Annotated in this window: 15 protein-coding genes; 4 read left to right on the top strand and 11 right to left on the bottom strand. The window is 58.9% G+C overall.

The window, feature by feature from the left end; all coding sequences use genetic code 11:
* The 8 genes from ACMLHZ_RS06200 to ACMLHZ_RS06165 all read right to left on the bottom strand — a co-directional run.
* Positions 1-730, bottom strand: a 730-nt coding sequence (locus tag ACMLHZ_RS06200) for a hypothetical protein (protein WP_418666903.1), incomplete at its 3' end; no start/stop codon positions are given.
* A 73-nt stretch (positions 731-803) separates the two neighbouring features.
* Positions 804-1,361, bottom strand: coding sequence for a hypothetical protein (locus ACMLHZ_RS06195; protein WP_418666902.1), 558 nt, complete (start codon positions 1,359-1,361; stop codon positions 804-806).
* An 89-nt stretch (positions 1,362-1,450) separates the two neighbouring features.
* Entirely contained in the window at positions 1,451-1,699 is a 249-nt protein-coding gene (locus ACMLHZ_RS06190; protein ID WP_418666901.1) for a hypothetical protein, read from the bottom strand.
* Positions 1,700-1,720: 21 nt separating this feature from the next.
* The gene (locus ACMLHZ_RS06185) at positions 1,721-1,900 is read right to left on the bottom strand and encodes a hypothetical protein (RefSeq protein ID WP_418666900.1); all 180 of its coding nucleotides are present in this window, start codon (positions 1,898-1,900) and stop codon (positions 1,721-1,723) included.
* The gene (locus tag ACMLHZ_RS06180) at positions 1,887-2,480 is read right to left on the bottom strand and encodes an accessory gene regulator ArgB-like protein (RefSeq protein WP_418666899.1); all 594 of its coding nucleotides are present in this window, start codon (positions 2,478-2,480) and stop codon (positions 1,887-1,889) included. The genes ACMLHZ_RS06185 and ACMLHZ_RS06180 overlap by 14 nt, the downstream gene beginning before the upstream one ends.
* A gap of 50 nt (positions 2,481-2,530) precedes the next feature.
* A complete protein-coding gene (locus ACMLHZ_RS06175) occupies positions 2,531-3,880 on the bottom strand; it encodes a sensor histidine kinase (protein WP_418666898.1) in 1,350 nt (449 codons plus the stop codon).
* The gene (locus tag ACMLHZ_RS06170) at positions 3,877-4,593 is read right to left on the bottom strand and encodes a LytR/AlgR family response regulator transcription factor (RefSeq protein ID WP_418666897.1); all 717 of its coding nucleotides are present in this window, start codon (positions 4,591-4,593) and stop codon (positions 3,877-3,879) included. Before ACMLHZ_RS06170 ends, ACMLHZ_RS06175 begins: the two co-directional genes overlap by 4 nt.
* Before the next feature lie 206 nt (positions 4,594-4,799).
* Positions 4,800-6,188 carry a Sapep family Mn(2+)-dependent dipeptidase gene (locus ACMLHZ_RS06165; protein WP_418666896.1) on the bottom strand — a complete coding sequence of 463 codons (1,389 nt, stop codon included), beginning with the start codon at positions 6,186-6,188 and terminating at the stop codon, positions 4,800-4,802.
* Between the two features lie 142 nt (positions 6,189-6,330).
* Between ACMLHZ_RS06165 and ACMLHZ_RS06160 the strand changes: the two genes are divergently transcribed.
* The 4 genes from ACMLHZ_RS06160 to ACMLHZ_RS06145 all read left to right on the top strand — a co-directional run bounded on the left by ACMLHZ_RS06160 (position 6,331) and on the right by ACMLHZ_RS06145 (position 11,617).
* Positions 6,331-6,681, top strand: coding sequence for a NusG domain II-containing protein (locus ACMLHZ_RS06160; protein WP_418666895.1), 351 nt, complete (start codon positions 6,331-6,333; stop codon positions 6,679-6,681).
* 4 nt (positions 6,682-6,685) lie between these two features.
* A complete protein-coding gene (locus ACMLHZ_RS06155; protein WP_418666894.1) occupies positions 6,686-7,621 on the top strand; it encodes a polysaccharide deacetylase family protein in 936 nt (311 codons plus the stop codon).
* Positions 7,622-7,891: 270 nt separating this feature from the next.
* Positions 7,892-9,667, top strand: coding sequence for a Na/Pi cotransporter family protein (locus ACMLHZ_RS06150; RefSeq protein WP_418666893.1), 1,776 nt, complete (start codon positions 7,892-7,894; stop codon positions 9,665-9,667).
* A gap of 171 nt (positions 9,668-9,838) precedes the next feature.
* A complete protein-coding gene (locus ACMLHZ_RS06145) occupies positions 9,839-11,617 on the top strand; it encodes a Na/Pi cotransporter family protein (protein ID WP_418666892.1) in 1,779 nt (592 codons plus the stop codon).
* 485 nt (positions 11,618-12,102) lie between these two features.
* Here ACMLHZ_RS06145 and ACMLHZ_RS06140 read toward each other — a convergent pair whose 3' ends face one another.
* The 3 genes from ACMLHZ_RS06140 to ACMLHZ_RS06130 form a co-directional block, all read right to left on the bottom strand.
* Entirely contained in the window at positions 12,103-12,402 is a 300-nt protein-coding gene (locus tag ACMLHZ_RS06140; RefSeq protein ID WP_418666891.1) for a helix-turn-helix domain-containing protein, read from the bottom strand.
* A 216-nt stretch (positions 12,403-12,618) separates the two neighbouring features.
* Entirely contained in the window at positions 12,619-13,539 is a 921-nt protein-coding gene (locus ACMLHZ_RS06135) for a SufB/SufD family protein (protein WP_418666890.1), read from the bottom strand.
* On the bottom strand, positions 13,536-14,264 hold the full coding sequence (locus ACMLHZ_RS06130; protein WP_418666889.1) for an ABC transporter ATP-binding protein: 729 nt from the start codon (positions 14,262-14,264) through the stop codon (positions 13,536-13,538). Before ACMLHZ_RS06130 ends, ACMLHZ_RS06135 begins: the two co-directional genes overlap by 4 nt.
* Positions 14,265-14,352: the final 88 nt, after the last annotated feature.

The following is a 14,352-nucleotide window of genomic DNA, read 5'->3' as shown; positions in this document are numbered from 1 at the left end:
CCCCGTTCGGGATCACCGCCGGATCAAACCCTTCGGAAAAAACCGAATTCCCCAATGATTTAAGTACCACAAAATTCTCGTAGGCGCCCAGCAAAAAACACGGCGGTTCAACTTCCGCGATTCCTTGGGTTTTCCCCTCTTGAACATCTATTCTGACAAGCTCGGTTTTCGAGCCCTCTTCCGTATAAGTGCTTACCAGCAAGTACAGCTCGCCGCCTTGCCCTGCCACCCCGTCGCTGTATTCCTGGTTGGCTTCAAATGTACAGCAGGTCTTGCGGTCCGTGCCATCCAAATTCAGCACATCGATGTGCGGTTTGATCTGAACATCTTCCCCATTTATGCCCGGGAAGAACAATACTAGCTTATCCTCCAGGCACACAAGCTCCGGCGAATAGCTGTTTGCAAGGGAGATGTAACTGGTACAGGAATCCGCGTTGTGCTCGCAACCTGGGTTGCTGCAAAGGAACACGTCTTCTTTTGTCTGCTTGTCGATGAACCGGATATTAGAATGGGTCATGTCTTCGCTGGTAACAATATAATAATATCCCTGCTCGGTTTCTGCTCCGGCCCCCAAATACCCCACGTTATCCGCAAGCATCTTCAGGTGCAGTTCCCTCTGGGGGGCCGGGTCACCCTTCCCTGCGTTTGTGCCTGCATCGCCCATTTTAGAGCAGCCCGCAAACACGCTCAAAAGAAAAACACAGCTTAATGTGAAATAAACTTTTTTCATGCTTTCCCTCCAGTAATTTCATACATGGAAGAAGTGGTGCCCTAAATTAGGGCACCACTTCTTCCGATACCAATCAGAAGACCCATCCCGTTTGATCACCAGTAGCAGTCGTAAAAATGAACTGGGTACCGTTGGGAACACTTCCACTTGCGGGGCACTGCAAGCGCTGCCCTGCATAATGGCTCAAATTAAATAATACGGTGGAAGCCGAGCTGTAGTAGTCAATTTGAAGCGCGGAATCACGTGCTCCTGTTGCTTCATCCCATACAATGGCATTGCCATTTGTAGAACGGTTCAACAACAAAGAATATTGTCCTCCCGCACCCGAGGTAGGTGCAGTTTGAACCCGCAAAAAAGCATGCCCACTAGATAAAACGTCAACTTTAAAATACTGATCAGAGGAAGTCGAGTACGTCCACGACTTAAGCGGAGTACCATTTTTCACCACTCCGTTTGAAGGATAAAGGTTCAAAAAGCCAGTGGTCCCATTCGAGCTTACGGCCCGATAATGTTTGACAGTCCCGTTTAGCGCACTGTGTGCCGTTCCTGCGAACGTCGGAATCGCCAAGCCGATGGCCAGCACCGCCACCATGCAAAGGCACAGCACTTTTTTGCTCATCTTGTGTTTCATTGCTTTTACCTCCTATAAACGTTTGTGTATCCTTTTCCGGGGTGCCCCGTACGCTGGCCCCCGGGCGAGCCAAAAGAACCTGCAAGAACCTACCGTTTCACCATCACCACGGTCCTGCTGCCGTCGCTGTTGCGTGTCGCATAGTTCAAAGCCGCTGCAAGCAGCAGCACCACGCCCAGCAACTGGAACGAGCCGACGCAGCTTTTCAACAGTGCCAGATAGACCTCATCGGGGACCGCAGGCAGAAGGGCTGCGGTCCCTAATCCCAAGGGTGCGCTGCAAAGCAGCAGCGCACCGCCCGCCACTGCCGGTGGAAGCCAATAACACCATCGCTTCAAAATATTTCTTTGCCCCCTGTTTTACAGCCGCGCCTTTTTGCCGGCCTGGGGTTCGGCCTGCCCGCCCTCCGGGCGCGCGGGCCGCTGGGGCTGATAATACGGCCCCCAACAATCGGGCGGCCATTTGTCCATTGCCACCAGCCCGAGCTTGCGCACCCAGTTCGCCGCAGCCACAGTTGCTTTTTCCTTAAAGTTTTCCATGTTCCATTACCTCCTGCTGTATTGTTTGGGCCAGCACGCCCACAGCCGCCAAAAAAATGCCGGCTGCAGCGCACAGGCTATAGGGTCTGAAGGGGAACAGCGCTTGCAGCAGCGCGGCGGCAATCATCGCAAATGCCAGCCGCCTGCGGGCGAGCTGCCGGTTCGCCGCAAGCTCGGCGGGGGTCTGGGGCAGGTTTGGGTGCTCGGCCGGGGCCAGCAGCCACACCGCCAACCCCGAAGCCGCCAGCAGCCCCCCCAGCCAAAGCCAGGGCTGGTGCGCGGCGCACCAAGCCGCGGCTAAGCTGCCCAACACCGCCAGCCCCACCGATAATATTTGGCACAGCCAGGCGGTGGGGGCGTGCCAGCCGCCCGCCCGCTGGCGCAGGAACATGGCCGCCAGCAGCACCAGCAGGGGCTGCAGGGGCCGCCCCAACAACCAGCCCGCCGCCAGGGTAAAAAGGACTGTGGCGCTTTGCCCCAGCTTGCTTTCCAGCGCATACACGTACCAGGGGCGGTGCTCTTCGTCCAGCAAGCCGCGTTCAATAAAAAAAGATGTGATCCCGTTTGCCAAGGCGTGCATTCGGCACCCCTCGCTTTCTAAAAACAGGATAACATCTTTTTTCTTGTTTTTCAGCAATTTGACATAAGTGATGAGTGTTTCGGCATAAGTGATGGTTTTTGCGGCAAAATCGCCGCCGCAGTGAACCACCCGTCCTTACAGGAAAGGCTGATTTCGCCTCCGCAGCGCCGCAAAATGTCCCGCACGTTTCGCAGGCCGTAGCCGTGCGCCAGGCCGTCCGCTTTGGTGCTTCCCCGCACCCAGCCGTCCACCAGCTCCACCGGTGCGGCCACCGTGTTCTTTACAGCCAGCACTGCTTCTCCTGGCTCTACATGCAGCTTAAAAACCACCTTTTTGGGGCTGGGTGCCTGCCGGGCCGCTTCAATGGCGTTGTCCAGCAGGTTGCCCAGTACCACCGCGGCGTCCTGCGGTTCCATCTGAAAGGCCATGGGGTTTTGCAAATCGAATTGCAGCGTAACGCCGCACTCGCGGGCCGCCGTGTATTTTAGGTTCAGGATAGCGTCCAACAAAGGGTTCTGGGTGTCTACCACTTGAGCGGCATGCAGCAACTGGCCTTGCAGCCCTTCCAACATTTCCATGGCCTCGGCGGTTTCACCACGGCGCAGCAGCCCCAGCAAAAGCAGCAGGTCGTTTTGGAAATCGTGGGTCAGGCGGCGCTGGTCTTCATAGGCCGTGCGCAGTGCTTGGATGCGCTCTTGCTGTAATTCTTGATTTTGTCGCAGCCGTTGCTGTTCCTGCTGCACGGCACGCTGCTTGTCCAGTTGCTCCACGATGGACACCTGCAAAATGCTGGCAAGCAATAACGCCGCCGAGCACCCCAAAAGCGCGGAAGCGCTCTGAGGATACTTTTGCGAAAGCCCTGTAGCCGCCGCCATAAAGCCGCAGGTGATCAGGGGCAGGGGCAGCGTTTGCAGCCAGGAGCGCCAGTCCTTTTGCGGGTAGCCCAATCGTTTTCCAAACTGGCGCTTAAAAATATAAGCCAACAAAATTTCCAATGTTTTGCTTAACGTTGCCAAGATCATGAAGGAAGCATAACCTTCTAGCAGATTGGTCACAGGCACGCCGGTGAGCACCGAGCCGCCCATAAAAACAGCATTGTCCACTGCCTGTAACAGCACAATGCCCATAACCACTGCAAACATCAGCACAAACCAGCGGCCTGTATACAAAATTCGGGCGCAGATAAACCAGACACAAATGATATAAATTGTTTTTACATAGTTTTCGTAATCCTGGAAATTCAGAAGAAAGGCGTTGAATACCGTTACAGCCATAACGGCACCCCAAAATTTCCAGCCGGTATATCGGCGCAGGGCAAAAGCGTCATACATCATTACCAGGGCCCAATTTTCGGCCAGCATGATCCCAATACTGATCAGCGCGCTGTAAAAATCGCTCACAGCCGTTCCCCCTTCCACAGCACATAGCGCCGCCTGGCTTCCACATAGTACCGCTGGCTGCCCTGGATGATCTGGCCATTATCCAAAACAAACCGATCCTTTTCAACATGGCTGATATGCGCCATATTGATCAAAAAACTGTTGTGCGGGCGCACGAACCCCTTTGTTTCCAGTTCTTTTGCCAGCTTCTTAAGCGTAGGCCCTTTTGCAAACACAGGCTGCTGCTCGCCCTCGAGCCACAATATTAAAATATGTGCCTGTATCTCGATACTAAGGATTTTTCCCAGTTCAAATTCTTGTCGCTCGCTTTTCACGTCCAGGCACAGGGTATCCCGGCGTGGAAATTTCATTTCCCACAGGGCGTCCAACGCATCAGGGAAATCCACCTCGAAATTTTGTTTCAGCACATACCGGAAAGCGTTCACCTTCAAGCTTTCAGGGCCATACTGTAAAAACGAAGTCATAAAAATAATGGGTGTCTTGGGCTGGGCCGCGTGGATCTCCTGCGCAGTTTTAATTCCGTTTTTTTTCGGCATCTCCACATCCAACACAATGGCGTCAAACAGCTCCTGCCAACACCGCGCTGCAAACTGCTCGGGGTCTGTAAATCCCTCGCCCTCAAATGTTTCGCCCCTGTGGGTCACATAGCGCCGCAATTCCTCCAGGGTCCGGTCTACAAATTTTTGCTGATCGTCGCACACCGCAAACCGCATCGATATCCTCCAAAAGTTGATTTCCACTCCATTTTTTACCGCCGAAAAAGCTTTATTTTACAATAGCACACCGGTCGTTTTATTGTCAATCGATTCCCATATCTGACAAATTGTACGCAAAACCCACAAATCTCCCACATAAAACGCGTAAAAAAGTGCGGGCCGCCCCCACTGGGCGGCCCGCTGGATTTTTTGCACTTCTCGGCTCACAGCTCCAGGTCCTGCAGGCGCAGCAGCGCCAGAATGTAAATCTTCAGCGCCTGCATCAGGTGGGCAATGTTCGCGCCCTCGTTGGCGCCGTGCATGGGGCCCGCAAACTCCGGCAGGGCCAGGTCCGCCCGCTCGGGGCCAAAGCTCACCGCCCGGGGGAAGTGCCGGGCGTAGGTGCCGCCGCCCATGGTGAAGGGCTTGCCGTGTTCGCCGGTCACCTGGTTGTAGGTGTCCAGCAAGGCCTGAATGGCCGGGTCGCCTGCCTCAATGTAGAACGGCTCGCTCCAGCGGGCTTCGCGCACCGTGGCCGCGCCCGCGCACGCCTCGTTCAGCCGCCGCTCGATCTCGGCGCCGGTAATGGCGGTGGGGTAGCGGCAGTCCAGGTCCTGCCAAAGGCAGCCGCCCTCAAATTTAATCATGCCGCCAATGATGGTCAGCGGGTCGAACACCTGGTCGCTTGCGGCAATGCCCATCCCGCTGCCGTCGGTGGCGTGGTGCAGCTTTTGCAGCACCTTCAGGTACGCCTCTTCTTCCGGGGTGCAAAGGCGGTTGTCCAGCAAATAATCCACGATCAGGCCAATGGCGTTCACCGTGCCCGCCGGCATGGCCGCGTGGCCGCCCTTGCCCCAGCCGCGAATGCGCACCGCGCCGTTTTCGGCCTCCAGGGTGATGCCCTCGCGCCCGGTCAGCGCCGTGATATCCGCTTTTACCAGGCAGGCCGCCCGGTCCGGCACCACATTGTGGGCCACGCCGCCCTCAAATTCCAGAATGTTTCCGTGCAGCTCGCCGCTCACCAGGCTGCCGTTGAACCCGCCCTTTTCGCCGTGGCACACCGGGAACTCGGCGTCCGGCGAAAAACAAAAGTCCGGCGCGGCAAAGTTTTTGAGGTAATAGTCCACATCCGCCATGCCGGTCTCCTCGTTGGCGCCCAGCAGCGCGCGCACACTGTGGCGCAGGGGCACGGCATGGTCCTTCAAAAATTTCAGGGCATACAGGCACAGCACGCTGGGGCCCTTGTCGTCGGCCACGCCGCGTCCGATCAGCCAGCCGTCCTTCACCTGCATGTCAAAGGGGTCGGCGGTCCAGCCGTTGCCCTGGGGCACCACGTCCAGGTGGGTGATGGTGGCCACCTGCTTATCGCCCGTGCCGGGCAGCTCGGCCCAGCCAATGTAGTTGCCGGCGTTGTGGGTGGCAAGGCCCAGCTCCTTTGCCAAGGCCAGGCCCTCGGCCAGGGCGGCGGCGGGGCCGGGGCCGAAGGGCTTGCCCGGCTCGGGCGCGCCCTCCACGCTGGGCACATCCACCAGCCGCTTGATGGCGGCGATCACGTTCTGCTCATTCTCAGCCACATAGGCGTCGGCCAGGGGGCCGTATTTTTCAAAAAACATTGGCTGTCTATCTCCTTTTCTGTTTGGCAATGCTGATAATATGGTTATTATACCACCCTGGGCGGGGCTTGGGAACCATGGTGCACAGGCGTTTTTTCTGTTATAATGGAAAAAATACACGTTTTGCAAGGGGGACCCACCCATGAACGATAAAAAAGGCATGAAAGCCAACCTGATCTTTGCCGCCGTGCTGCTGGCGGTGGCGGCCGTGCTGTTTCTGTTTTTGCGCGGGCGCGCCGCCGGGGCGGTGGCGGTGCTCACCTACGGCGACGCGGGCCAGCGCATGGAGATCCCGCTGGACCGGGACCAGCGCTACGACCTGGACACCGGCTATTACACCATCCACCTGGAAGTAAAGGGCGGCAAAATCGCCTTTGTCGATTCCCCCTGCCCGGACCATGTGTGCGAGGGCTACGGCTGGCTGGGCAAAGACGGCGACTGGGCCGCCTGCCTGCCCGCCAAGGCCACCGTCACCGTGTTGGAAGGAGACTGAACAAATGAACCGAAAATGGGGCGTGCTTGGTATTTTGCTGGCGGTGTGCCTGCTGGCGCTGGCGGTGGGGGGCTTTGCCCTGCTGCCGGGCGCGGGGCCGGGGGCTTCGTCTGCGCCGCAGCCGGTGATAAGCGCCGCGCCCACCGCCAGCCCTGTGCCCGCCGTTTCTGCCACTCCGCAGCCCACGCCCGAACCCACCGCCCTGCCCGCCGCAGCCCGGCCGGGCTACCCCGCCCTCGGCCCCTTTGAGCTGGAGGCTTTAAGCACCGAGCGCCTTCCCTGGGGCCAGGGCAAGCAGGTGAACCAGCTGAACCAGCCGGTGGGGTCGGTGGCTTACCAGGAAAAATACGCTCAATACGGCGGCCTGTTCCTTGCGCCCGAACAGGCCCAGCCCACGGTTTACCTCACCTTCGATTTTGGCTACGAAACGGGCTTTTCCGGCGCCATTCTGGACACACTGGCCGAAAAGCAGGCCCAGGCCACCTTTTTCCTGGTGGGCAGCTATGCCCGCAATAACCCGGACACCGTGCGCCGCATGCTGGACGAAGGGCACACCGTGGGCAGCCATTCCGCCACCCATAAGGACATGACCACCCTCACCCTCAGCGAGGCCCGCGCCGAGATCACCGGCTTCAACGATGAATTCGGGCAGCTGTACGGCCAGCGGCCGGCGGTGTTCCGCTTCCCCGAGGGGGTGTTCAGCGAGCAGCTTCTGGCCCTGGCGGCAAACAAGGGCATGTACAGCGTGTTCTGGAGCTACGCCACGGTGGACTGGGACCCCGAAAACCAGCCCGATCCCGCCGAAGCCCTGCAAAACGCGCTGGACGCCGCCCACCCGGGCGCGATCTATCTGCTGCACCCCATGGCCACGAACAGTGAAATTTTGGGCCGGCTGATCGACGGCCTGCGGGCCGCCGGCTACACGGTGGCCCCCCTGTAAGCGGCTTTTGCTCTTTGCCCCGGCGCACAGAACGCGCCGGGGCTTTTTGCGCCCTTTTATACCTTTAATAATAGGGGCGCTTCCTTTCCCTGTTTTTTGCGGTTTTCAGCGTGGATTTTGTGTATTTTTATCCCAATGGCTGCCCGGAGCCGCTTTTTGGGTAAAATGTATGTAAAATGTGTTTTCATCTGCTGGCCCGTGCTGCGGCCAAATGGTATGATTGCCTTGCAAACGTTTAAGCCTTGGCACAACACAGGAGGGAACATTGCTTTGACCATTTTTAACGTCTTCAACCTTGCGGGCGGCCTGGCGCTGTTTTTGTACGGCATGACCATTATGGGCACAGGGCTCGAAAAGCTGGCGGGCGGCAAACTGGAATCCATTTTACAGCGGCTCACCAGCTCGGTGCCCAAGGCGGTGCTGCTGGGCGCGGTGATCACCGGCCTCATCCAGTCCTCTTCGGGCACCACCGTGATCGTGGTGGGTCTTGTGAACAGCGGCATTCTAAGCCTCACCCAGGCCATCGGCATCATCATGGGCGCCAACATCGGCACCACGGTCACCGGCCAGCTCATCCGCCTTTCGGATATCTCGGGCTCCGGCTGGCTGCTCACCCTGCTCAAGCCCAGCACCTTCAGCCCGGTGGTGGCCTTCATCGGGGCGGTGCTGTTCGTGTTTTTCAAAAGCCCCAAAAAGCGCAATGTGGGCCAGATCATGCTGGGCTTCGGCATTCTGTTCACCGGCATGTTCACCATGGAGGGCGCTGTGACCCCCCTGCGGGACAGCCCGCTGTTTTTGCAGCTCTTTTCCACCCTGCAAAACCCCGTGCTGGGTGTTTTGGTGGGTGCGTTGGTTACGGTGGCCATCCAGTCCTCCTCGGCCAGCATCGGCATTCTGCAGGCGCTCTCGGCCACGGGCGCCATCACCTGGGGCAGCGCCATCCCCATTATCCTGGGGCAGAACATCGGCACCTGCTCCACCCCGCTTCTGGCCTCGATCGGGGCTTCCACCGCCGCCAAGCGCAGCGCCATTGTGCACCTTTACTTCAACATCATCGGCACCACGTTGTTTTTGGGCGCGGTCTACGGGTTAAAAGCCGCCGGCCTGTTTCCCTTCTGGAACGAGGTGATGAATAAGGGCGACATCGCCAACTTCCACACCCTGTTCAACGTGCTGGTCACGCTGCTGTTCATCCCCTTTACCAGGGTGCTGGCCTGGCTGGCCGAGCGCACCATCCCCTCGCGCCCGGGCGAGGCGCAGGACCTTTCCATGCCCGTGCTGGACGAACGCCTGTTCAACAGCCCGGCCGTGGCCCTGCAGCAGGCCAAAAATGCGGTGGAAAAAATGGCCTCCCGCGCGGCCGCCAACTTTGGCAAAGCTTTTGGGCAGCTTGAAAAATACGACGAGGAAACCACCGTCAGCATCAACACCCGCGAAGAATTGCTGGACAAGATGGAGGTTTCCATCACCTCTTACCTTATTAAGATCAGCGACCAGGAGCTCAGCGAGACCGAGGGCCGCGAGGTCAGCGAGCTGCTCAAGTTCATCTCGGAATACGAGCGCATCGGCGATTATTCCATCAACATCCTGCAATGCGCCCGGCAGGCAAAAGAGCAGGAGCTCACCTTTTCCAAACAGGCCCGCCGGGAATTGGAGCTGCTGCGGGCCGCGGTGTGCGAAACGCTGGAACTGGCCGACGGCGCGTTCCGCCAGAACGACGCCGCCCTGGCCGCCCGGGTGGAGCCGCTGGAAGAAGCGGTGGATCAAATGTGCGACGCGCTGCGCGAACGGCACCTGGGCCGCCTGAAAGCCGGCGAGTGCAGCATCGAGAGCGGCATCGTGTTTTTGGACCTGCTCACCAACGCCGAGCGCGTTTCGGACCACTGTTCCAACGTGGCGGCCCGCATCGTGGGCATGGAGGCCGATGATCTGGACGCCCACGCCCGCAAGGCGGGCCTGCTGGCCGGCCAGGATGCGGCGTTCAACGCAGGGCTTGCCGCCGCCAAAAGCAAATATCTGGCCCCCCTGGGCATCGCCGGGGCCTGAACCCGTTTCCCCGCCCCCGAAGAAGAAACTTCGGGGGCGTTTTTATGCTCATTTTGCTTGCCCTCGCCCCCGGCGCAATGGTATAATGTGTGTGTTTACGGCGATTTTACACAAATTTACCCAAACTTTACGCGGCGCCCCGGCGCCGGCGCAGGGAGGCTGGCAGTTTTAATGTCCGTTTTCGACGTGATCGACCTTGCTGGCGGCGTGGCGCTGTTTTTGTACGGCATGTCCATTATGGGGTCGGGGCTGGAAAAGCTGGCGGGCGGCCAGATGCAGGCCGTGCTGCAAAAGCTCACCGCAAACACCCTGCGCGGGGTGCTGCTGGGCACCCTGATCACCGGCGTGATCCAAAGCAGCTGCGGCACCATCGTGATCGTGGTGGGCCTGGTAAACAGCGGCATCCTGGACCTCACCCAGGCCGTGGGGGTCATCATGGGTGCCAACATCGGCACCACAGTCACCGGCCAGCTCATCCGCCTGGCCGATATCTCGGGCGACAGCCTGCTGCTCACCCTCATCCAGCCCAGCACCTTCAGCCCGGTGGTGGCCTTCATCGGGGCGGTGCTGTTCGTATTTTTCAAAAGCCCCAAAAAGCGAAACATCGGCCAGATCATGCTGGGCTTCGGCATCCTGTTCACCGGCATGTTCGCCATGGAGGGCGCGGTGGCCCCCCTGCGGGAGAGCCCAGCCTTCGTGCACCTGTTCTCCACCCTGCAAAACCCGGCGCTGGGCGTGCTGGCAGGCATGGCGGTAACGGTGGCGGTGCAGTCCTCCTCGGCCAGTGTGGGCATTTTGCAGGCGCTCTCCACCACGGGTGTGGTGAACTTCGGCAATGCCATCCCCATCATTCTGGGCGCGCACATCGGCACCGCCTTCACTCCCCTGGTGGCGGCCATGGGGGCCAGCAAAAACGCCAAGCGCAGCGCCGTGATCCACTTGTATTTCAACGTGATCAGTTCGGTGGTGTTTCTGGCGCTGATCCAGCTGGGGCAGGGGCTGTTCGGCCTGCCCTTCTGGAACTCGGTTCTCAATAAAGGCAGCATCGCCAACATCAACACCCTCACCAGCGTGCTGGCCACCCTGTGCTTTTTCCCCTTTACCGCCCTGCTGGTGCGCCTTGCCCGGCTCACCGTGCGCGACAAGCCCGGCGAAGAGCTGGATCTCTCCATGCCTGTGCTGGACGAACGCCTGCTGCAAAGCCCGGCCGTGGCGCTGCAGCAGGCCAAAAGCGCGGTGGAAAAAATGGCAAGCCGCGCCCACTCGAACTTTGTAAAGGTGGTCGGCCTGTTCGACCGGTACGACTCTGAAACAGCGGCCAACGTGAACCACCGGGAAGAACTGCTGGACAAGATGGAGGTTGCCATCAGCGACTATCTCATCAAGATCAGCGACCACGAGGTGACCGAAAGCGAGGGCCGCGCCGTGAGCGAGCTGCTCAAATTCACCACCGAATACGAGCGCATTGGCGATTACACGGTCAATCTGATGGAGTGCGCCCAGCAATTGCACGATCAGGAGCTCACCTTTTCTTCCCTGGCCCGGCAGGAATCCGCGCTGCTGTTCGGCGCGGTGGAGCGGGTGCAGGCGCTCAGCAACGCGGCGTTTTTTAACGCCGACCTGAGCCAGGCCGAAAAGGTGGAGCCGCTGGAGGAAACGGTGGACCGCATGTGCGAGATCGTGCGCGAAAAGCACATCGGCCGCCTGAAAGCCGGCGAGTGCAGCATCGAGCCGGGCATCGTGTACCTGGACGTGCTCACCAATCTGGAGCGCATCTCGGACCACTGCTCCAACATCGCGGCCCGCATCATCGGCGACGAAGCCGAAGACCTGGACGCCCACACCCGCAAGGCCCGCCTGCTTGCAGGCGAGGACCCCGCCTTCAACGCCCAGCTTGCCGCCTACAAAGCCGAGTATCTGGTTCCCCTGGCCGGGGTCCCGCTCACCTGAACGGCTTCCAAAATGCCGCCGTTTGGGCGGCATTTTATTTTAAAACTTTTAAAAACGCTTGACAGATGCGCGCGGGCATGGTATTCTATGCTCAAGGTTAGTTACTGCTAACTACATCCGCATACCCCCCGTCAGCCATCGGGCGGCATGCGGAACCTGATCCGTTTTCTCCAAACTGCACAGGGGCCCCCGGGAACATCCCGGGGGCCCCTGTGCAGTTTATTGATCACTCTGTTCTTCCAATGTCTCTATCTGCACAAGCTTTTTAATACATTTGCTGCAGACATCTCTTTCATTATAGTGTGTTAAAGCAGCTGTACTTCCACAAAAAGCGCAGCAAGAAATATACTTTTTCATACGGATCGAATCTTCCTCAATCCAAACTTCCAGGAATGCCGATTTCTCTAAGTGAAATTGTCGGCGTAGATCCTTTGGGATCGTAACCCGCCCCAAACTGTCTATTGCTCGAATGAGTCCTACAAATTTCATTGCCCGTCCCTTTTGTCCATAATAATATCTAAAATGGCACTCATCGCTCCCTGTTCTTCTTTGGTAAGAGTATCCAGTGCCACAATTTTTCGTTCTTCTAATCCCAACAAGTAATCTACCGAAGTATGATAAAACACCGCCAATGTCTTAAGCATGTCGGCCGAGGGCTGAGATAAATCATTTTCATAATTGGCAATGGCCGAACGTGAAATTCCCAGCCGTTTTGCGGCCTGCGCCTGGGAAAGCCCTCTTTTTTCCCTTAGCTCTTTCAGACGGATACCAAAATCATAGACCATATTCCATCCCCCGTCCGGACAATCTTTGTTTTTATTATAAAGTAAGGTGTGTCATTGCTGGTGTCTTTCTGTGTTCTTTTTTCTGACCTCTTTCTTATTTTAATCTTTTTTATTTTTCTTTTGCACTTATTCGGGTGCATTTGGAACTTTTGAGCGGCGTAGCAAAAAACAGCGGCGCTTTCAGATGAAAGCGCCGCTGTTCCTGTTCTGTTAACCTTATTTCAAGAAGCCCTGAATGATCTTTTCCTCGGCCTCCTGGCTGGTCAAGCCCAGGGTGCGCAGCTTCAAAAGCTGCTCGCCCGCGATCTTGCCAATGGCGGCCTCGTGGATCAGGGCCGCGTCCACATGGTTCGCCTCCAGGCCCGGCTGCGCCAGCACGGTGCCGTTCTCGGCCAGAATGGCGTCGCACTCCGAGTGGCCGGTGCAGGGCGCGTTCCCCTTGATGGTCGAGGCGAACTCCTGCCGGGAATTGCCCCGGGCCACGCTGCGGCTCACCAGGTCGGCGGCGCTGCCCTCGCCCTCCAGCCGCACCACAAAATCAGTGCGGGCAAACTCGTCGCCATTTGTCATAATGCGCTCGCGCACCACCAGCCGGGCGTTTTTTTGCAGCACGGCCCGGGTCTTGCGGGTGGTGGTGGTCACGCCGCCCAGCTGCACGGTGTCCATTTCCAGGCACGCGCCTTCGGCCAGCTCTGCGTCGGTAACCGGGTCGATCTTTTTGGCGCCGCTGCCCGCGCCGTTGGCAATGTGCTTTTCCTTATACACCACATGGGCGTTCTTTTCCAGCACAAAGCGGTGGATGCCGTTGTGCCGGGCCTCCTCCTCGCCTTCACTGTGCACGCCGCACCCGGCCTCAATGATCACGTCGGCCCCCTCGCCCACAAAGAAATCGTTGTAAACAAGGTCGTCAAAGCCCGCGTGGGTCACGCAGGCGGGAATGTACACCGTCTCGCCCTTGGTGCCGGGCTTGATGTGGATCTCCAGCCCCGGCGCGCCCTGCTTCGAGTCGATCTGGATGTTCTCGCTGGACCGGCGGCCCGCGCACTGGCCGTCCTCCCGGATGTTATAGGCGCCGTGGAAGGTGCCGTCCTTAAAGCTGGAAATAATGCGCAGCAATTCGTCTGTAATCTGGTTCATACCCGGGCGTCCTCCTTTTCCAGCGGGCAGCGCACCGCTTTTTCGCCCGCCAGCAGGGTGGGCAGGATCTCGTCGCGGGGGCCGTACTCCCGCACGCGGCCCTCGGCGATCACCACGATCTCGTCGGCGATGGAAAGAATGCGCTCCTGGTGGCTGATCACCAGCAGGGTGCCGCTCTCGTTCCGCCGCAGTTCCTCAAAAGTCTCCACCAGCCGTGCAAAGCTCCACAGGTCAATGCCCGCCTCCGGCTCGTCAAAAATCGAGAGCTTTGCCTCGCGGGCCAGCACGCTGGCGATCTCGATCCGCTTGATCTCCCCGCCCGAAAGGCTGGCGTTCAGTTCCCGGTCGATGTACTCGTTGGCGCACAGCCCCACCTTGCCCAGCAGCCCGCACAGGGCGGCCTCGTCCAGCCGCCCTCCGGCCGCCAGCTCCAGCAGGTCCCGCACCGAAAGCCCCTTGAACCGCACCGGCTGCTGGAACGCGTAGGCAATGCCCTGCCGGGCCCGCTCGGTCACGTCCATGTTGGTGATGTCCTGCCCGTCAAACAAAATGCGGCCGCCGGTGGCGGTCTCCACGCCGGCGATCAGCTTTGCAAGGGTGGTCTTGCCGCCGCCGTTGGGCCCGGTCACCACGATCAGCTTGCCGTCGCCCAGCTCCAGGTCGATTTCCTTGATGATATCCTCGCCGCCGGGCACTGCCCAGGCAAGGCGCTCCAGTTTCAGCATGCTTTTTCCTTCCTCTCTCCCCGCCCCCGGCAGGGACCTTTCACGGGGCGCAGCGCCCCGGCAGTTTTTACCTATACCATTATGGTAC

Origin of the sequence: Allofournierella sp., assembly GCF_048388525.1 — a bacterium.
Lineage (GTDB): Bacteria > Bacillota > Clostridia > Oscillospirales > Ruminococcaceae > BQOK01.
Note: the sequence above shows the minus strand (reverse complement) of the source record. Positions and strands in the feature narration are given on the sequence as shown.